At 47.9% G+C, this 19,632-nt stretch carries 13 protein-coding genes; 6 read left to right on the top strand and 7 right to left on the bottom strand.

The window, feature by feature from the left end; translation table 11 throughout:
* Positions 1–43 precede the first annotated feature (43 nt).
* From AB4Z29_RS20700 to AB4Z29_RS20690, 3 genes are read right to left on the bottom strand one after another with little or no spacing between them, the layout of a single operon-like run.
* Complete coding sequence (locus AB4Z29_RS20700; RefSeq protein WP_441944888.1) at positions 44–1,573, bottom strand: UxaA family hydrolase; 1,530 nt, start codon at positions 1,571–1,573, stop codon at positions 44–46.
* Positions 1,566–3,062, bottom strand: a complete 1,497-nt coding sequence (locus tag AB4Z29_RS20695; protein WP_441944887.1) for a tagaturonate reductase — start codon at positions 3,060–3,062, stop codon at positions 1,566–1,568. The genes AB4Z29_RS20700 and AB4Z29_RS20695 overlap by 8 nt, the downstream gene beginning before the upstream one ends.
* The gene (locus AB4Z29_RS20690) at positions 3,059–3,889 is read right to left on the bottom strand and encodes an amidohydrolase family protein (protein ID WP_441944886.1); all 831 of its coding nucleotides are present in this window, start codon (positions 3,887–3,889) and stop codon (positions 3,059–3,061) included. Before AB4Z29_RS20690 ends, AB4Z29_RS20695 begins: the two co-directional genes overlap by 4 nt.
* Before the next feature lie 148 nt (positions 3,890–4,037).
* Between AB4Z29_RS20690 and AB4Z29_RS20685 the strand changes: the two genes are divergently transcribed.
* From AB4Z29_RS20685 to AB4Z29_RS20675, 3 genes are all read left to right on the top strand, one after another.
* Complete coding sequence (locus AB4Z29_RS20685; protein ID WP_441944885.1) at positions 4,038–4,898, top strand: AraC family transcriptional regulator; 861 nt, start codon at positions 4,038–4,040, stop codon at positions 4,896–4,898.
* 93 nt (positions 4,899–4,991) lie between these two features.
* Positions 4,992–5,153: a hypothetical protein gene (locus tag AB4Z29_RS20680; RefSeq protein WP_441944884.1), complete on the top strand. Its 162-nt coding sequence runs from the start codon at positions 4,992–4,994 to the stop codon at positions 5,151–5,153.
* Positions 5,154–5,206: 53 nt separating this feature from the next.
* A complete protein-coding gene (locus tag AB4Z29_RS20675) occupies positions 5,207–5,380 on the top strand; it encodes a hypothetical protein (RefSeq protein ID WP_441944883.1) in 174 nt (57 codons plus the stop codon).
* A 167-nt stretch (positions 5,381–5,547) separates the two neighbouring features.
* Here AB4Z29_RS20675 and AB4Z29_RS20670 read toward each other — a convergent pair whose 3' ends face one another.
* Together AB4Z29_RS20670 and AB4Z29_RS20665 are read right to left on the bottom strand one after the other, a co-directional pair.
* Positions 5,548–6,480 carry an EamA family transporter gene (locus tag AB4Z29_RS20670; protein WP_441944882.1) on the bottom strand — a complete coding sequence of 311 codons (933 nt, stop codon included), beginning with the start codon at positions 6,478–6,480 and terminating at the stop codon, positions 5,548–5,550.
* A gap of 220 nt (positions 6,481–6,700) precedes the next feature.
* Positions 6,701–10,789 (bottom strand): S-layer homology domain-containing protein, encoded by a 4,089-nt coding sequence (locus tag AB4Z29_RS20665; RefSeq protein ID WP_441944881.1) that lies wholly within the window; start codon positions 10,787–10,789, stop codon positions 6,701–6,703.
* A gap of 319 nt (positions 10,790–11,108) precedes the next feature.
* Between AB4Z29_RS20665 and AB4Z29_RS20660 the strand changes: the two genes are divergently transcribed.
* Together AB4Z29_RS20660 and AB4Z29_RS20655 are read left to right on the top strand one after the other, a co-directional pair.
* Positions 11,109–12,293 carry an acyltransferase gene (locus tag AB4Z29_RS20660; RefSeq protein ID WP_441944880.1) on the top strand — a complete coding sequence of 395 codons (1,185 nt, stop codon included), beginning with the start codon at positions 11,109–11,111 and terminating at the stop codon, positions 12,291–12,293.
* A 282-nt stretch (positions 12,294–12,575) separates the two neighbouring features.
* A complete protein-coding gene (locus AB4Z29_RS20655; RefSeq protein ID WP_441944879.1) occupies positions 12,576–14,558 on the top strand; it encodes an AraC family transcriptional regulator in 1,983 nt (660 codons plus the stop codon).
* A gap of 266 nt (positions 14,559–14,824) precedes the next feature.
* Here AB4Z29_RS20655 and AB4Z29_RS20650 read toward each other — a convergent pair whose 3' ends face one another.
* Complete coding sequence (locus AB4Z29_RS20650) at positions 14,825–16,144, bottom strand: stalk domain-containing protein (protein WP_441944878.1); 1,320 nt, start codon at positions 16,142–16,144, stop codon at positions 14,825–14,827.
* 273 nt (positions 16,145–16,417) lie between these two features.
* On the opposite strand from AB4Z29_RS20650, the gene AB4Z29_RS20645 reads away from it, so the two are divergent.
* The gene (locus AB4Z29_RS20645; RefSeq protein ID WP_441944877.1) at positions 16,418–17,434 is read left to right on the top strand and encodes a hypothetical protein; all 1,017 of its coding nucleotides are present in this window, start codon (positions 16,418–16,420) and stop codon (positions 17,432–17,434) included.
* Positions 17,435–17,966: 532 nt separating this feature from the next.
* Here AB4Z29_RS20645 and AB4Z29_RS20640 read toward each other — a convergent pair.
* Positions 17,967–19,439 carry a TIR domain-containing protein gene (locus AB4Z29_RS20640; protein ID WP_441944876.1) on the bottom strand — a complete coding sequence of 491 codons (1,473 nt, stop codon included), beginning with the start codon at positions 19,437–19,439 and terminating at the stop codon, positions 17,967–17,969.
* Between the last annotated feature and the right edge of the window lie 193 nt (positions 19,440–19,632).

Here is a 19,632-nt window from a genome sequence, read left to right as displayed (position 1 = left end):
AATCATCTACTCCTCATTGCGGGAAATGTAATCCTGTTGCCTTTTACAAAATAACGCCATCCTTAAAGATCGCGATTTCCTTGAAGCCGTTGCGCTCATTATTCGTCTGAATCTCGCCTGAGGCGAGACTGATCAGCTGCTCCCACAGCTCATCGGTCAGCATCTCCATGCTCTTGTCCTCAAGCAGTTGCCCCGCATTGAAATCGATCCAGTTCTTTTTCCTTCCGGCAAGCTCGCTGTTCGTCGCAATCTTCACCGTCGGCACCGGACCGCCGAAAGGTGTGCCTCTGCCTGTCGTGAACAGCACGATATGCGCTCCTCCCGCGGATAAAGCCGTTACCGATACTAAGTCATTGCCCGGCGCTTCCAGAAGATTAAGTCCGCTGCTCGTTATACGTTCGCCGTAAGGTACCACATCCTGTACAATCGCATGGCCGCCCTTCTGCGTACAGCCTAGCGATTTTTCCTCCAGCGTACTAATCCCGCCTGCCTTGTTGCCCGGTGACGGATTCTCATAGATTTCCTGATCATGCTTAATGAAATATTGCTTGAAGTCATTGATAAGATGAACGATTTTGTCAAAAACCTGCTCATCCGCCGCCCGGCCCATCAGGATCTTCTCCGCGCCGAACATTTCCGGTACCTCGGTAAGAATCGCCGTACCTCCTGCTTCGATCAAACGATCGGATACCGCGCCTACAAGCGGATTTGCCGTTATGCCGGACAATCCGTCAGAGCCGCCGCATTTAAGGCCAAGCTTCAGCTTCGATACCGGAACCGGCTCGCGCTGGAAGCGCTCCGCATACAAGACTAACTGCTCAACAAGCTCGAGCGCTTCCTCAATCTCATCCTCTGCCTCCTGCGACTTAAGAAACTTCACTCGCTCCGGGCTATGCTCGCCGATCGCTCGCTTGAATGCATCGATTTGATTATTCTCGCAGCCGAGGCCGATAACGAGCACGCCTGCCGCATTCGGGTGGTTCACCAGCGAAGCAAGCAGCTTCTGCGTGTGCACCAGATCATCGCCGAGCTGCGAGCAGCCGAACGGATGGGCGAAATGGTATACGCCATCTACGCGTCCATCATAAAGCGCATGTGCTTTCCGCGCTACGATTTCACAGGTCTTGTTAATGCAGCCGACTGTATTAATAATCCATATCTCGTTGCGAATCCCGACATCGCCGCTCTCGCGTACAAAGCCTTGGAAGGTGCGTTCTGCATCTTGAGCTGCTGACCCAAGCTTCCCGCTGCCTCCGCCCGCTATATCACCTTGCTCTATTGCAATCTGCTCATACTTGTAATCGAGAACACCCTTCAAGCCCGTTCCCATATTATGCGTATGCACCCAGCTGCCAGGCTTGATATCCTCCTTCGCCACCCCGATCGAGTAGCCGAACTTGAGCACATGCTCTCCCGTGCGGACTGCCTTCGTCAGCACCTTATGGCCTTTCGGCACCTCTTCCTGCAGCACAAGCTCTGCGCCGTTCTCAAGCGTCAGCATATCCCCCTTGGCAAAAGGCTGAAGCGCTATAACGACATGATCCTGCTCATGTAATCGAACCCAGCTATTCATTGGCGCGACGCTCCATTTCCTTAAGTTCTATGCTGACTGCATCCGCCAGGGCTGGCCATTCGGCAGCCAAATCACGCCCCCAGACGCTTTTTAAACCAAGCAGCTCCAACGTTATCCGCTCCTGAGGCCAGCTCTGCTTCCCTGCCTCTGCCCAGACGCCTGCAACGGCTTCCAGCAGAGCAGCATCATCGCGTACTGTATACGGAACGCCGCTCAACGTACGGCCTTCGAAACCCGCATCGGCGCGTAGCACCTTGTAATAGCGCAACAAGCCGGCCATCCCTGCAGCAAGACCGCTCGGAACCTTATTACCGCCTATATAATAAAGCAAAGAAGGCAGCAGCCTTACTTTGAATTTGCTCAAGCTGTTCATCGCAATATCCGCAAGCCTGTGGCGGATAAACGGATTCAGGAAACGCTCATAAACATCTCCCGCATATGCCTTCAGCTCATCCTCGCTCATTCCAACCAGCGTCGGAATAATTTCCGTCTCCACAGTGTGACGTACAAGACTGCCAAGCACCGGATGCTCCATCGCTTCTCGTACCTGTTCAATGTCATGCAGCAAGCCGAGCGGCGTCATAAGCGTATGCGCGCCATTCAGAATACGAACCTTGCGCAGCTGGAACGGCTTCAGATCGTCGACCCAGTGTACGTTCAGCCCCGCTTTCTGCAGCGGCAGCACTGCTTCAAGCTCCGATCCACCTTCAATTGCCCATAAGTGATAAGGCTCAGCCGTCGTCAGCATCGAATCCGAATACTCCCATTCACTGAACCAAGCATCTGCTTGCTCCTGCTCCGGGTACCCCGTCACAATACGGTCCACCAGCGAATTCAAGAATCGGTTATGCAGCGTCACCCATTCCTTGAAAGCTTCAGAATAGCCAAAATCATCGCTATAGCGCAGCACGCAGCTGCGAAGCTCGTCGCCGTTTCTCTCCAGCAGCTCGCATGGCAAGCATATCAAGCCGCGCTCCGGATCTCCGGCGAAATGAACAAATCTCCGGTGGAGCAGCTGCGTCAGCTTGCCTGGGAAAGATTGCACCGGCTGTCCTTCCACCATCGCTTCCGGCCGATAGGCGAGTCCCGCTTCTGTCGTATTCGATACGATAACCTGCAAATCTTCGCTCTCGCCCAAAGCGAGATAACGCTCCCACTCCGAGTACGGATCGAATACGCTCCCGAAAACGGAAATCACCTCGGTACGCTCCACGCTTTGTCCGTTTTCCAACCCGCGAATAACTAGCGTATACAGCCCGTCTTGGCCTGCCAGCGCTTCGATTTTCGGTTTCCCGCCCGGACGAGGCTGCGTAACCGCGATACTTCCCTCATATAAGCCTTGCTTCTTGCATTCTTGAATCATCCAATCAAAAAAGCCGCGCAGAAAGTTGCCTTCGCCAATCTGCAGCACCGTTATTTTTGCCTGCTTCGATGCTTCATATAACCGCGCTGCTTCCTCATTTAGCACACCCTGCTGCAAGGTCCTCATAGTCGGTAAAACTCCTTCGCGTTTAGTCCGAACAGCCGAGCTCGTTCTGCTGGCGTCCAGCTGCCTTGCAGTGCATGCTCAAGCACCTCGACCACCTCGTCATAGCTTGCAGCTAGCAAGCTGACTGGCCAATCGCTGCCATACATCACCCTGTCCGTTCCGAATACATCCACCACGTGCTCGATATACGGCTTGAATGCTTCAGGCTTCCAATTCTCGTGGTCAGCCTCGGTTACCATGCCAGACAATTTGCAATAGATTCCGGGATGCGCAGCTAGCTGCGCCATCTGTGTTTTCCACGGCTCCATCACCCCGTCTTTGATTCTCGGCTTGGCGATATGGTCTATGACCCCATGCAATCCCGGTACCTGATCCAGCAGCTTAACCAAAGGCTCCAACTGATGCGACACGACCAGCAAATCGACAGGCACCCCCTGCTCCGCAAAAAAAGTGAGCGCTTCCACATAAGCCGGTGAAAGGATCTCGTTTGCGTCTGTCATGCCCTGAATCATCAAGCGAAAGCCAACAAACTTCGGATGCTCAGCGAATCGTTCATAATGCTTCCTATAATTCGGATCGGTTATATCCAGCCATGCGACAACGCCAAGGATGGTAGGCTCCGATTCACTTAGGGCAAGCAAATAATCCGTCTCTGCCAGCGTCGCCGCCGCTTGTACGACAATCGAGCCGTCCAACTGATGTTTATTTAAAAGAGGCTCCAAATGCTGAGGCAAAAAGTCTCTGTACAGCACTGGCAGTTCCGGCGTGATCCAGCCGTAATCCCCGCGTTCAATGCTCCAATAATGCTGATGCGCATCCAATCTCATCTATTCCGCCTCATTTCTAGCAGATTATCTTCTTCCTTATTATAAAAAACAATTTAGAGGTATTAAATATGCAATCATCGCATATTTGTACTCTATTTTGATATTTGTTACAATCGAGATGACAAATACGAAAAAAGTGGGTGACCCCGTGAATCCATATCGCAAAAGGTTTGACGCCATGACTCCGTTTCCCTTCGAATGCGTCTACCGGGATACCAAAAGCGCGCAAAACGAGCTGCCCGACCATTTCCATGATTGGTACGAGCTTGTTTACATTTATAGCGGCAAAGGCACCTTCTTTGTCGATCAAACCTTTTATGATGCTGTGGCAGGCGACATCTTCCTCATTCCCGGCAATACCATCCACCGTTCCTTCCCGGACCCGGATGAGCCAAAAACGTCTACCGCGCTGTTTTTTAACGCTTCGCTCGTGCACGGCGCGCCGCTTGGCGACTCCTTCTCTTATTTGCGCTGCTTTGAACAAGCAAAACGCCAAAAGCGCTACCGCCTATCGGCGGAAGCCGATGTTGAACGGCAAACGATCGTCGCGCTTATGGAGAGCATTCATCAAGAAGAATCGGGCAAGCTGCCCGGTTACCGTCAAGCCGTGCTTCTTCACCTGCAGCACATTTTGCTGCTGCTAGGCCGTACTCTGCCTTCCGTACAAGTTCCGGCGGTTTCCTCATCCGCACCAAGCTGGATGACAGCCATTCTGACCTACATCGACAGCCATCCCGGCAGCCCTCTCGGCCTCGCACAGTTGGCCAAGCGTGCGGCCGTCACTCCTGCTCATTTCTCGCGCGTCTTCAAGAAGCTTACAGGCATGAATGTGACCGAATACGTCACGACCAAACGAATTATCCGCGCCAAGGAGCTGCTCACGGAGAGTGACGTTAACGTCGCCGAGATTGCCGAGCAATGCGGCTTCGAGAGCCTTCCGCATTTCCACCGCATGTTCAAGAAACTAACGGGCATGACCCCCTCCCATTACAAAAGAAGCGAAAATTGATAGAATTGACGGTTATCATTCGCGGATGCAAGTTGTCCGACTCTCTCATAAACTATCTAGCAATGACAAAGCTGCTGGCAGGGAGGGAATGCAATGGTTCGTTCAAACGTCAAAACAATCAAATACCGCGTCGGTAAAAACAATTACCTCATTATTAATATCTATCAGACCGCAGAAGCAAGCGCCCAGCAGGGCAATGTACTAGCAAGCAACGCAGCTACCGTGCAAATTTTCAAAAATCAAAAACGCAAATAAAAGCAGTGCACACAAGCCAAACGCCATCGCTTCGCTTGAAGGGAGGTGAGAACATGTCATTCAAAAACAAACATTACAAACAAGGCAACTCCGTCAAAAAAGACAATGGCAAAACCTTCGTCAATGTGAAACAAGGCGCTAACGCCTCCATCAATCAAGGTGGCAATGCATTCGCAATCAACGCATCCGACATCGGTGTCGTTCGCGTTCGTCCCGGCCAGCAATAATCTGTTGCATTCGCCCAGCCCGCCCATGCGCCAGAGATAGTCCCGCCCTACTAAGCATCCTACCTCATCTATACTCATGCAAAAAGGACTCGCCGTAAGGTCATTGACCTTTCGACGAGTCCTTTTTTGTTGACAATTCTACCTTTCACCCATGATGTTCTGGCATGCTATGCCCCGAACAGCCTCATGAGCAGTATGCCGGCAAAAGCAAGCGATATACCTGTTATCTCCAGCGGCGTGAACCGCTCCTTCACGACAAAACGCGTGTAAAGCAATACGATCAGCACATTCAGCGCGGTAACCGCCGATACGAGTCCCGCTTTGCCGAGGTCGAATGCCGTAACGATCAGCATCATGCCCACCGCGTTCGTCGTTCCAACCGCCAAACCTACCGTAAATGTTCGTTTAGCCGTCCAAAATGCTGGTTCCCGGCCTGCTGAAACATATTGTGAAGTTGCGACTCGTCCGAGATGACCCGAATCTCCAAGCGCAAGCGCTCGCTTACCGCGTTCGCTCTGCAGGTCCCGAAGCCACCAAAGTCCGAAACAAGTCGCACCCGTAACAAACATAAAAAACATGGTAGGGAACAGATCCGCTTCCATCAGTGTCGACCATTTCCCTGACAGATCATTGGCAGCAAACAGCAGTATCGCTAACAGCCCCCACTGCGCACCTTGCAAATTGCGCAGGGAAATATCATTTGATAGACGCACCAGCAGCACGCCGCCGATTATCACAACGAATGCGATCAGCTGCATCGCATGAAGCTTCTCCTGCCATAATCCAAATGCAACGATGACGACAACAACGGACGGAAGTGCCGTCAATATAGCGACTAGCGATGCCTTCCCTACCGCAAAGCCCTTGAACATGCTTGCGTTGGCTCCAAAAGAAAATAACCCCATTTGTATGCCGATAAGCGCCGCAATCGTCCAATGCGATGAGAATACAAGCGCACAGATTCCATTTACAATAGCACCCATGCTGAACGTGCCGCATAGCAATAGATTGCGATTTATCGGCTTCTGGCTGGTCCAATGATAGAGAATACCTCGCAAGCCGAAACAAAGGGCGGCGAACACCGAATAAGTTAGCCACATGCGAACGAATCGCCCCTCTCTGAGATCAAGCCTATATGGCTGATAAACATAATAGGACCTATCATATCAAGCGGAGCCGCATTTGTCTGTATCCAATCAAAGGCAATCGCCTCAATCAAGCTGTATAAGAAGCATTAAAGCAATCAGCCGCTGATCAAAAAGAAAAGCCGTTTCGAGGGATCCTTCTCGGACCTTCGAAACGGCTTGTCGTCCTGATGCCTTATATCAAGTTGGATTGCGTAAGCAAATGTTGGATCATGACTGCGGTCTCGGCACGGGTTGTCAACGCTTTGGGAGCAAGCAACATGTCGTTCTTGCCCGTCACGATGCCCGCCTTTATGACATTCGCCGTGGCGTCAATTGCCCACTTAGACACTTCATCTCTATCGGAGTACAATTGAAGGATATCTCCCCCCGCAAGGTCAACAGACAATCTCGTGATTTGAATGGCTCTGTCGATGATCGCCATCGCTTGCTCGCGTGTGATTCGATCATTTGGCCTGAAGGAGCCGTCTTCAAATCCGTTTATCAATCCATAAGCATGCGCCGTATGAATAACACCATTATACCAATCATCCGCCGAAACGTCCGTAAAAGCGTCTGTCCCCTTCTCCGGACTTAGACCTAAGCCCCGAACGACGATCGCAGCGAACTCGGCACGCGTAATCGCTCCGTCGGGATTAAACAACCCTTGGCCCGTACCTTCGATAATCATTCGCGAACCCATGTCATTGACCGCAACTTTTGACCAGTGTCTCTCTACGTCGCGGAAAGTGACGGGATTCCATACCAGCGCGTAGTCGCTGTTCGTCAGACTGTTGATTACCGCAGCGTATCTTTTCCCGTCGGCGGTAACTTTGGTAGGCACGTGCCGCACCGTTCCGTCTTCCTCCACAACGACGCCGGTCGTTATACGATTCGGATCCGTTCCTTCCGGAAGGGTGATCGTACGTTCCACGTACGTTTCAAACTTGGACACGTTGACGAGAATACCGCCATATTCCGCTATAATTGTGAACCGAAGCGGAGGAGCTTCTAGCTTGACGCCATTTGCGGCCACCGTTTCTGTCACCTTCTTCAGTGAACTTCCCGGAAGCGCAGAAACCTCGAGTCGTATTTTAATATCGTTTATTGATACCGAATTGCCCAATTGCTTGGAAATAGACTCGATGTCTATTTGTCCAGGTCGGATGGAATAACTCCCTTTGTCAGTTTGAAGCACGAGAACAGCTTGATGGTTCTCGAGATCCTTGAACATTTGACCATTCATTTCGGCGATCACCGCATCTTGCACGGATGTAAGCTCGATTACGACCCGGGCGTTCTTACCTTCCTTCGCGAGGCTCTCCGCCAATTTCCGCTGATCAAATGTTACAATCGTTAACGATTGATCAAGCAGCGTTTTTTTGGTGGCTGTTGCGAAATTCATTTCTTTCCCGTTGACAAGTCCTAATCCGCTGTTCGATGTTCCAGCGTTCGACGATCCGCCATCCGACACAACCGGCGCCGATGGAATAACGGCACTCGTTTCGGTGGAGTTAACACTTGAGCCTGCCGCATTTATTGCTTTGACGGCAAATGTATAACCCGTGCCGTTGCTTAGTCCTGTGAAGGTAATCGGACTTGTTGTTCCGTGTTTAACCAGATTGCCCGGCATAGCGACAACCTCGTAACCCGTAATCGCGCCACCACCGTTGTCGGCCGGAGCCGTAAACGTAATCGTGGCTTGCCCGTTACCTGCAACCGCGGTCACTTCCGTCGGCTCGCCGGGTACGGTTATCGGCGTCATAGAAATTTGATTGGAATAAGGACTTTCCAAGCTGCCGTTCAACGCCTTGACTTCAAAGTAATAGGTCGTACCGTTCGTCAGCCCCGTCACTTCTACCTGTGTCAGGGAAGCAAGAATCGAATTTACTTCTACGCCATGTGTTCCTTCTGTATCGCTTTGATAGATTTTGTACTCGGTAGCGTGATTGACGTCGTTCCATTCCAACGTAACCTTCCCGTTGCCGGCTGAAGCTGTCAGGACCGGAGCTTGTGGCGGAGAGTTCACCGTCAACGTTACGCCGTTTGACGTTGCGCTAGGCACCGCTGCACCAGTCACGATGACTCGGTACATATATCCGTTCATGTCAGACGTTGCGGCGGAGATCGTCAACGTAGACGTTGTCGCTCCGCTGTACGGGCTGCCGTTCGTGATGTTCGTGTAGCCCGATCCCGTATCCACCTGCCACTGAAAACCTGTCGCGTTGCTTGCTACCACGGAGAACGTCGTGTTCGCTCCCGCTGCTATTGAAGAGTTGCTTGGCTGGCTCGTTATCGACGGCGGCGGCGTKACCGTCAGCGTTACGCCGTTTGACGTTGCGCTTGGAACCGCAGCACCAGTCACGATGACCCGGTACGTATATCCGTTCATGCCAGACGTTGCGCCGGTGATCGTCAACGTCGACGTGGTCGCTCCACTGTACGGGCTGCCGTTAGAAATATTCGTGTAGCCCGATCCCGTATCCACTTGCCACTGGTAACCTGTCGCGTTGCTTGCCGTMACGGAGAATGTCGTGTTCGCTCCCGCTGCTATTGAAGAGTTGCTTGGCTGGCTCGTTATCGACGGCGGCGGCGTTACCGTCAGCGTTACGCCGTTTGACGTTGCGCTAGGCACCGCTGCACCAGTCACGATGACCCGGTACATATATCCGTTCATGCCAGACGTTGCGCCGGTGATCGTCAACGTCGACGTGGTCGCTCCGCTGTACGGGCTGCCGTTGGWAATATTCGTGTAGCCTGATCCCGTATTCACTTGCCACTGGTAACCTGTCGCGTTGCTYGCCGTCACGGARAATGTCGTGTTCGCTCCCGCWGCTATTGAAGAGTTGCTTGGCTGRCTCGTTATCGACGGCGGCGGCGTTACCGTCAGCGTTACGCCGTTTGAYGTYGCGCTAGGCACCGCTGCACCAGTCACGATGACTCGGTACATATATCCGTTCATGCCAGACGTTGCGCCGGTGATCGTCAACGTMGAYGTRGTCGCTCCGCTGTACGGGCTGCCGTTCGTGATGTTCGTGTAGCCTGATCCCGTATTCACTTGCCACTGGTAACCTGTCGCGTTGCTTGCTACCACGGAGAACGTCGTGTTCGCTCCCGCTGCTATTGAAGAGTTGCTTGGCTGGCTCGTTATCGACGGGGCAACCGGAGCCGGAGCTAAATTCGCAACGGCAATTAAATTATCAATTCCGATAGCTCCGCTGATTGTGTATGGTCCGTTCGCACGAATTCGGAAAGCGTCGATTCCGATAAAATCACTATCATTCGATACATCAAAAGTGACCAATGTACCCGAGTTCGAAGCATTAATGACCGTTTGGGCTAGCGTTGCGCCCGGCACTGGATTCCCATTGCGGTAACCGACTAACTCGGTAAGCACACTAGTGGCTTCGTTTACTCCATCAATGGTAATGTCTACCGAATAAAGATTGAATGGATGACCGTCATGCCTGGATACGTCCGCATGCGTCAAATTCGTAGCTCCGCTCTGCGTACTGCCATACAGCAAGGGCGTTGCTCCTGTAAAAGGTTCTATGCCAATATCCGCATCAGCCGCATCATTCGATGCATATAAAGTGAAATCGTATCCTTTAATATCCAAAGCTTTTAAACCTTGATCAGCGGCTTGAGGCGCATCTGCGACCAAGCCCACATAACTACCACTATATAAAGAGTCAAAAGTGATGATCGGTTTTCCGATCTCTATGTCGTTAATTGCGATCCACATGTCATTATTTTGGGGGGTTATTCTTATTTCATCTACATTTTCAAAGATGGCAGGTGATAGCCCGTTGCTTTGATTGAATGTATTCTCATAATCATTTTGAGCTATATCCAGATTAACCGAGCCAGTAGGCGCCCCGTTATCAAAACCCGTTACTTTAATATTACCGATGCCATAATCGCTCACAAAAAACGAACGAAAATCAAAATTTATCGCGGAGTCTCCACTTTTTATCGTAATTAAGGTAGACTCGGCACTATCGTCGTAACTTGCAGCAATTGCGTCTGTTGTATAGGGCACCTCATGGCTCCACGTAAAACCATCCCCACTTGTAATTTGCAGCTCCGTCCACGGAATCGAAGCCGATCCACCCTGACCAGCAGTTACCGTAGCCCCCTCAAAATCATCATCATTCGTAAAGGTAACAACGCTTGACGTTGGAGCAGCTTGCACTGAGTAAACAGGCAAATAGGAACAGAGCAACACGATTGCCAACATAGTAGATAATGTCTTACGGCCGAGCATATTCTTTAAACGATGCATGTACATGACCTCCGCTGTCGATTCTGCCAATTTCGAATTGGCGACGTTTTTTCACTTATTCGACAGAATGAGACAATTTTCCTGCTAAATTTAGGAAAAAAGTATACATTTATCAGAAGTCGCCATAAACTCCGATAGCACCCTCGGCCCCAATGGAAATTGTGGAGACCGTTTGTTGGTAAGGTTATAGTCTTAGTCGCCTCTTATATCGTAAAAATAAATAGATTGGCTGAATATAGCATGGACCTTATAATAGCGATAGAGACTGTTCCGCGTTTCTGGCAACCGTTATCATTACATAGCGAATAAGGGGATTTCAATGGCACAAGCTGCAAAAAGACCGTACATACCCGAGCTCGATCTCGTAAGAGCATTCGGCATTTTGGCGGTAATTATGATTCATGCTACTTCATCGGTCGTAGCCTCCTACGATCACCAGGCTGCGCTTTATCCGCTTTATGTTTTTTTAAACACCGCCGCCAAATTCGCGGTTCCCGTTTTCATTTTTTTAAGCGGCTTCGTGCTCTTTTACAACTACTATGACAAACCCTTCACTGCTGGAACAATCGGACAGTTTTACAAAAAAAGAATGTCCAAAATTTTAATACCCTTTTTACTGTTTTCAGTCTTTTATTTTGCCTATACGCGATATGTGCAGTTCGGATTTGTAGACGTGCAAACCTTTATCGGTTACTTCACGACAACCAAGTTTCTGAACATGCTGCTGTCCGGGAAAACGTATACGCATCTCTATTTCGTCATAATCATTATTCAGTTTTATGCGATCTCACCGCTTCTCCTGTATGCGGTTAAGAAATTCCCTTTTCTCAGCAAGCATATCGTCTGGATTGGGATGCTCGTGCAGTGGTTGTTTGTTTATAAGCTGGCCGGTCAATGGGGGGTCAAAAGCCCAGGCAGCTATTGCTTTACCTATATGCTTTATTTCACGGCTGGCGCGTTCATCGGCATTTATTACATGAAGCTGGCACCGTGGATCAACCTTGCAAGAGATACAGCGACCCCTCGCAAAATAGCAGCAGCGATTGGCATGTGGGCACTGTTCCTTGCATCAAGCCTGCTTCTCTTCTACTTTCATTACGAGAATAGGCTCTATAAAACAGCCGTTATTAATACCGATTTATTAGAGATGATTGACGAGGTTCGCTGCATTACGGCAGGCATCCTGCTGCTGCAGGTCTCCTACTCGGTATACGCAGCGTGGAACAAAGCCGTAGTACGCGCCCTTGTCCATATTGGCGCAACATCCTTTGGCATTTATCTGGTTCATCCCTTTATCTTGAATCTGTACCGCAAGACCAGCTCCATAGGCGATCCAATTCTCTACCATGCCTGGGTGGTTGGCGGCTTCCTCGCCGCACTCCTTATTCCATGGGCCATCGTTTCGCTTAGCGCTCCGATCAAATGGCACTGGCTGCTGTTCGGTCCGCTTCCGACCCGCAAGAAGAAGACCAACGCTCCCGTACAACCGGGAATCGAAGCCTAAACCAAAAAGCCGTCCGGTCGCTTTCACGAAGAGAACGGACCCCAAGCGTGAGATAGAATAAAACACCTTTAAGTTGAGGATGCGACTATTGTAAAATAATCGTACAATTTGGAGGTGTTTTTGCTTGGAATCAAGAGCGAGTTCCCCCGTAGGGACTGTCTACTTAATTAAGGCAAGGTCAATGGCTATGTCTACGTATACCAAATCAAGTAATATGATTATAATAGCCTCACCACATAAAAGGCTGGCTTCAACAGCCCGCGGAAGGAAGACAACTCTCCATTGAAAGCAACTGTGAATGTACAAGAGCACATACTGGTTTGGAATTATGCAGCGCTCAAAATCATGGATGTTCGACATATCAGCATACAGGCCGGCGAGCGCGTACGCCCTTACCTGTTCCCTGCCAGCGCCTTTCTATACGTAACGCATGGCAGTGCAACCATAATTATGGACGGAAATGAGCATGCCGCTAAGCGTTTCTATATGCTACATGGGGGCAAGGGAACCAGTCTAGAAATCATCCTAACAGATGAATCCTTACACTATTATCTGATTTTTTATAAAGCCTCCTTACCGCTATCAGGCGAGCAGTATACACTTCGACATACGGACCGACAATTGCCATTCCAGCTCCAGTATGGTTTTATTCCGCTCCATCCTGCCATCCTCTACGAACTGGCTGAGCGAATGCTAGGCGAATGGCTTGTACAGGGACGCTTGGAGCGGCTTCATGTCAAAACACTATTCTATCAATTTGTACATGAGCTGCTTCGCCAAATGGATCAACAGCAGGTCAGCATCGTTAAGCCTAACCTTGCCTCCCAGCTTATTCGTTTTATGCAGGAGCACTATGCAGAGCCGCTGACCCGAGAAACGCTCGCGCACACATTCCACTACAGCGTACCTTATCTGTCCAAGCATTTCCGACGCGAAACTGGCGCAAGTATAATCGATTACTTAATCCGCATTAGGATGGACAAAGCAGGAGCGCTTCTGCAGCAGACCGATTTATCGCTGAAAGAGATCGCAGCAAGCGTCGGATATGGAGACGTATCCTATTTCATCAGAATGTTCAAAAAGCATACCGGAATAACACCAAAGCAATTCAAGGATGAGTCCGTACAAGCAGTGAAAGGCTCTTATCGTCCTATCATTAGGCTTGGATCATCTATTGTTCCGCGCAGACTTCGTCGTTATATTGATATTAGAAATGATAATCATTATCAATATAGCGAAAAAGGAGATTTACTGATGTATAGAAGCAAATTACCTGTAGGGATTACGTTGTTGCTGTGCCTGACTCTATTGCTTAGCGCATGCTCCGGACCAACGAACGCGAATGGGGGGAATAGCAATACGCTAAGCCCAACTGTAGGCGCAGAGAGTAATGCCAGCAATTCCAGCAATGCAGCAATTGGAAATACAACCGGCAGCTCGGAGATGGTAACCTATTCAGCTGTTAATGGCGATGTGCAAATCCCTAAAAACCCTCAAAGGATCGTTATGGTGGCAGGAGCCTTCACGGGACATTTGCTAGCGCTTGGCCTAAAGCCTGTCGGGACCGGTGATGAGTCCTTCAACGGCTATACAGAAGGAAAGCTGGACGACGTTGTCAACATTGGCAATGATGTTCCATACGAGAAAATAATGGAGCTGCAGCCGGATTTAATTGTAGTCTGGAACGACGCTGAAACGATTGAGAAGCTGTCCAAAATCGCGCCGACCGTCGCTGTTGAATACGGAATACCTCTGCGGGAGCAATTGATGGATTTCGGAAAGATGACAGGTAGAGAAGATCAGGCGAAGGCATGGATTGCTGAGTGGGATGCTAAAATTGCCGAGTACAAACCAATCGTGGAGCAAGCGGTAGGTGATCGCACCGTTTCGATCTTCGATTCGGGAAGCGCCAAGGAATTTTATGCCTACGGCAGCTTTGGCAGAGGCGGAGACATTATTTATGGCGAGTTCGGTCTGAAGGCACCTCCGATTATTCAGAAGGAAGCCATAGACAGCGGTCAGGGCTGGGCCAAGCTATCGCTTGAGCTGTTGCCGGAATACGCAGGAGATTATATCTTTATTAGCGGGTGGACGGGCGATGAGAATGCGGCTCCGGTTTTTGAAGGCAGTATCTGGGATAGTCTTCCGGCTGTCAAAAATAATCACGTTTATCGCGAGAACAGCCGCGGCTTCGTGTTAAGTGACCCGATTTCGTTGGAAGCTCAGCTTACATTTGTTGTAGACAGCTTAACAAAAACGGAGTGAAATTCAGTAGACGAGCGGTCTGTGAGCGGTTCATCTAAGATCTACGGATCGCCGCAAATCACAAAGAATCATCTACCACCTGACCAGATAGCTAGCCGAGGCCAAAAAGGCTGTATTCGAATATATTGAGCTTTTCTACAATCGGCGGAGAACGCATATCTGAGAAATAAAGCCAGACATTCTCACTTAGAGAATAGTCTGGCTCTATTTCTGTTAAGAGGTGTTTCTATTACGAGAGGCTCAACCTCTCCTCATACAGCCTTATCTTAAGACAACCGATGAATCGACCATACCGTATCTGCTGTTAGAGTTAGGGTTAAACCGTTAGCTTCATAATATAACTCAACTTGATCGCCTGCTTGCAGCTCAACATCGCCAGATAATGTCACCGTTGCACTTTCGAGTAGGGCTCTCATAGTTAAGACTAAAGCGATATTTACGTTTAAGATAGGCAAGTTACCTTTTATTAAATTAGAGCTGGCATTTTTCTTTACAGTAAAAATAGGATTTACAGTATTCCCCAAGCTTATGCTAGCTGCAGCAGATGTCTTATAGTTAATAGTTGCATGTATGGCATACTTGCCAGTCTCAGGCGCTGTAAATATCCCTGTAGTAGAATTAAACGTAGGACTTGAATAATTTGGGGATGTCACACTCCAACTTGTAAACTTTGTATTACTACTTACAGTGGTTACACCCGAAGCTGAAAACCCTTCAGATGTATAAGATGCCCCGGCTGGGCCTGCTGCGCCTGGATCACCTTGATCTCCCTTGGCTCCTGCTGCTCCCACTGGGCCTACTGCGCCTGGATCGCCTTTATCACCCTTGGTTCCCGCTGCTCCCGCTGCGCCTGGATCGCCTTTATCTCCCTTGGCTCCTGCTGCTCCCGCTGGGCCTGCTGCTCCTGGATCGCCTTTATCTCCCTTGGCTCCTGCTGCTCCCGCTRGGCCTGCTGCTCCTGGATCGCCTTTATCTCCCTTGGCTCCTGCTGCTCCCGCTGGGCCTGCTGCTCCTGGATCGCCTTTATCTCCCTTGGCTCCTGTTGCTCCAGTCGCACCTGTAGCTCCCGTTGAACCAGTTTCGCCTTTAGCTCCTTTCTCACCTTGGTCGCCTTTAGCTCCAGGCTGAGCAGGCGCCACTGCTTCATCCATTGTAATATGTAATGTTTGAAGCTTCTGGTTCCACACCACCTTGCCTCCATATAACTCCACTAGAAAGCGAGCCGGAACCATCAAGCTCCCATTGACTAATTGTGCCGACTGCTCTAATGCTACCTCCGTTGTCTCCGTACTGGTGGTAACTATTGCCGATGCGCGTCCAAGGACGAATGACACGGTAAACTCGTCATCAGACAGCGTCAATGTTTTGGTTTGATCGTCCCAACGATACTTGGAGCCAAAAATATCCGCAGCATATTTAACGGAAATAAGAACTTTCCCATTCTTCACGACAGGAGGAACCTTCTGTTCTATTGAACTTCCATTCACGACCAACGATATTCCAGCTGCCTGCACATATTGTACAGAGATCATCATCAAGGCTAATAATGCAATAGCTACAGTGCTTAACCATTTCTTTTTTAGCAAAACAATTCCCCTTTCGAATATAAAAGCTATTAATACACATGAAAAATTGTACCATAGCTATACCGTTTTTTCCCTAGTTTTTGTCATAAATCGACAGAATATAATTATAACGAAAGGAGGGATTGAGCAGCCTTATATGTGTAAATCCTGAACCATTTCGGCAGTTATTTAACTATCGCTACGCTAATGAGAACAACTTAACAGAAGGAGATTTTGTTAAAGGCATGGAATAATTTAGTATGCAAAATAGAATATTGGAGGGTGCATGCAGACATGAGTTCTTATGATGTGCATATTGGCAAGTTAATCAGTGGGAGACGTGAGTTAGAGGGCAGTGGGATCTATATGATCTGTACACCCGAAAAGGAGATTGTAGAAGTAAGCACTCACATACCCGAAAATGGGATATTTGTCGGCTCAAAAGACATGGAGGACGCCCTGTATGACTTTTGTAGATCTGCTTTAGATGATTATATCCGAGACGGCAACAATAAAGATGTCTACACCTTTTCCATTTATACAGATACATATTACGGCAGCTACGTGATTTACATCAACAATATGCTCTCATTAAACAAAAGCGTAGATGAAGGCTATGTCCGATACCAACAGAAATATCTAGAGACGGGTTATGACCATTATAACCAGAGCCGCGAGCAGCTATATAACCAATTCAAGTACGGCGAAGGCGACTACCCCTTTATGTATGAGGAAATGCCAGAACGTCTCCAAAAGTGGCTGGCAATTTTCAATCGCATTATTCAGGAAGAACCTGAATATTTGGATATCGATCAGAATTATATTTTCGAGAAAAAAATCATCGACTCTCAACTCTTCCTGATCGCCATTGATGTTATTCATCGCCTACATGATGATTTGAAACTATTGGATCAAACTGATGACTTTATTGCATACGTCTCTGCGGCAGATGGCGTCGGTGGCGACTACTTGACCGATAGCCAACTGATTCGGAGATGTGTAAGTGAGGATCAATTGTATCGTGCTATCCCACAATTGAAAGAGAAAGACATGGCCTATATGTCTGCGGTTGCAGCGGTTAAGCAGAAGGCCCTTCAAGAACAAATTCAGCATTGGATCAACGTTATTGAAGAAGGAGAATTCGGCAAGGACAGTGTGCATCGTTTCTTGAAAACCGACTATGAATCTTATGAGCAATTAGTAGAGCTCGGCCAAACTGCAGTACCTTACATACAAGAATTTATGAACGGAGATATCAAGACTGAAACCAACTTTATTCTTAAGATGGTATTAGCAGATTTGGAAAACTAACTCAACCTCATACGTTATCCATTGTAGATTCTCTGTTGATCGATCTTCAACAAGCAACTTGTTGTTGCACGATATGAAGAGCCCAACTTAACAAAGACCGGTAGCCGCGTTTGAACGAGGGAACTACCGGCCTTTTTTGTACCTGTAAAGAGGGTTGGCGGTATATCGAGCCCCTGCGAGCTAACGCTTGTCACTTGGCTTCCTATAAGTATTTTTAAAGTATGAGTGTTGATTGCATGTTGAATCCGGAAATTAAAAATACATCGCCCATAGCATAAGCCCATAAGGCGATGTATGCGATCCCTACATACTACTATGTGAATCCCGGCTTTTACTCATCCCCCACCTCAACCGGATTCCCACTATTAAAACTCCAATCACTCCAGCTGTCGGATTTAACAAAGGAAAGGTGGCTGGACTAATCTACTTACAATGCTAATTTCAAAAAAGTGTCAATTGCATTCCTTGGTCTTCTTCATATGAGTCTTTCTTATTTTTCGAAGAAACATCTGAAGCGGTAGTAATCCTATGATCAGCCAGTTTTTTTTAAAAGTACCTCTGAAATATAGTTTATCTGCTCTTCAAAATTACTGTTTCTTTGAAATTCTATTCCACCAATCTTTGACGTTTCATCAAATATCCCTACCGGAGAGTCATCAAACCAAATTGGAATAACACTTCCCTCACCAAAACGATCTTTAAATTGTTGTGACYCAAATTTCGTCCAAATCCTCTTTGGATAATTTGGCCCTAGAAGTACAACAACGTATTGCGCTTCACTTTTATATATCGGTCCCAAATACTCTTCCACATTTTCAGCTAGAATCCTATGCTGTTCATTTTTATCGTAAAAAATAGATACTTCTTCCTCACGTAACCGAGAAAAGAGAGCTTCTGCCACTGCTCTGTCGCTTCCAGCAAAGGAAAGAGCGAAATCATAAACCGATTTAAAATTAATAGTTTTATAACCAATCTCTAAAACAAATTTTTTCCACTGAATATTCCTGATGTAATACACAAACTTTGGATCTTCGACACTTATAACATTTGTATTTGGTTCGTAATGAATGCAATCTGCAAATAATTCTGATTTAGGACCCTTTAGAAAACTTTCCAAGTATCCTTGTTCCATCACCGTATTTACACTACTTCTATTTTCAGGGTATTTTCGTGTAGCTTGGTTAAGGTCAAGAGCCCATTCGTTACTAATAGCAAGCCAAAACAATATGTGTAAGTAAGGAGCTCTACCATCCTTTCTTAATTTTGGACCCGTAGCAAATGCTCTTGCCGTTTCATAAAACACTCTGCTTAAGTCATCAAACACTTTGTGTTTAATTACTTCTAGGCTTGTAGTAATGACAAATCGCTCATCCCTTGCTTCAAGAACATCTCCGTAAATACACATTTCTTTACACAACATTTGGGCTATGTGGAAACTACCTTGTGCTTCTTTTACAATTTCACTTTTTGTATTAATTGAAATGTTTAATGCTGCCTCTCCACTTTCAATTAATTGAATTATTTTTTCTTCCGGGTTTGACTCAAATCTAATAGTGTCTATCCTGTTATTCAGGTCTCTCGCGAATCTAACCAATGAATCTCCAGCTTTATTTATCCCAACAATGACCAGCTTAGTTGTTGCTGATTCTTCATCAGCTAACGTTTTCATATAGTCAGCAATGGAATTTTTAGTTTCTGGATCTAGCCTATGAAAATCATCAATTATTACAATACCTTCGGGCTCTGTAATTGGTATTTCTTTAATAGTAGCTAGTTCTTTAACTTTTCGAGCGGTTAATATCGTTACTTTGCTTTTAATACCAAGCTCTTCTAATCCTTTTGTAATGCTAGATGTCTTACCAATACCAGAGGGGCCTTCGACTACTAGACCTTTACCCTGCGTACGTAATGATACAAGTAGCTTTTTATACTCCACTGGTTTTACAAACGTATATGTAGGTACTCCTGAATCCTTAAACACTTCATGTAAATAAAGTATTGCCACCCCTAGCCACTCCCCATTTAGTGTTATTTTATATCATACGGTATTTTATGATTAGTAGCAATAAATCCCAATTTATACATCACTGTACCCCAGCGACTATGCTTCAGTTAACAAGGATGGATGGACAAGAACAGGCCGCAACATTGTTGTTTGCTAGTCTTCACATTGATTTATCATTTCCCACTAGTAATGT

Origin of the sequence: Paenibacillus sp. 2TAB23, from assembly GCF_052115165.1 — a bacterium.
Lineage (GTDB): Bacteria > Bacillota > Bacilli > Paenibacillales > Paenibacillaceae > Pristimantibacillus.
Note: the sequence above shows the minus strand (reverse complement) of the source record. Positions and strands in the feature narration are given on the sequence as shown.

Excerpts from the sequence above, each read along its gene's own strand:
- AB4Z29_RS20700 (WP_441944888.1), bottom strand. The coding sequence starts at position 1,573 with ATGAATAGCTGGGTTCGATTACATGAGCAGGATCATGTCGTTATAGCG.
- AB4Z29_RS20695 (WP_441944887.1), bottom strand. The coding sequence starts at position 3,062 with ATGAGGACCTTGCAGCAGGGTGTGCTAAATGAGGAAGCAGCGCGGTTA.
- AB4Z29_RS20690 (WP_441944886.1), bottom strand. The coding sequence starts at position 3,889 with ATGAGATTGGATGCGCATCAGCATTATTGGAGCATTGAACGCGGGGAT.
- AB4Z29_RS20680 (WP_441944884.1), top strand. The coding sequence starts at position 4,992 with ATGGTTCGTTCAAACGTCAAAACAATCAAATACCGCGTCGGTAAAAAC.
- AB4Z29_RS20675 (WP_441944883.1), top strand. The coding sequence starts at position 5,207 with ATGTCATTCAAAAACAAACATTACAAACAAGGCAACTCCGTCAAAAAA.
- AB4Z29_RS20670 (WP_441944882.1), bottom strand. The coding sequence starts at position 6,480 with ATGTGGCTAACTTATTCGGTGTTCGCCGCCCTTTGTTTCGGCTTGCGA.
- AB4Z29_RS20660 (WP_441944880.1), top strand. The coding sequence starts at position 11,109 with ATGGCACAAGCTGCAAAAAGACCGTACATACCCGAGCTCGATCTCGTA.
- AB4Z29_RS20645 (WP_441944877.1), top strand. The coding sequence starts at position 16,418 with ATGAGTTCTTATGATGTGCATATTGGCAAGTTAATCAGTGGGAGACGT.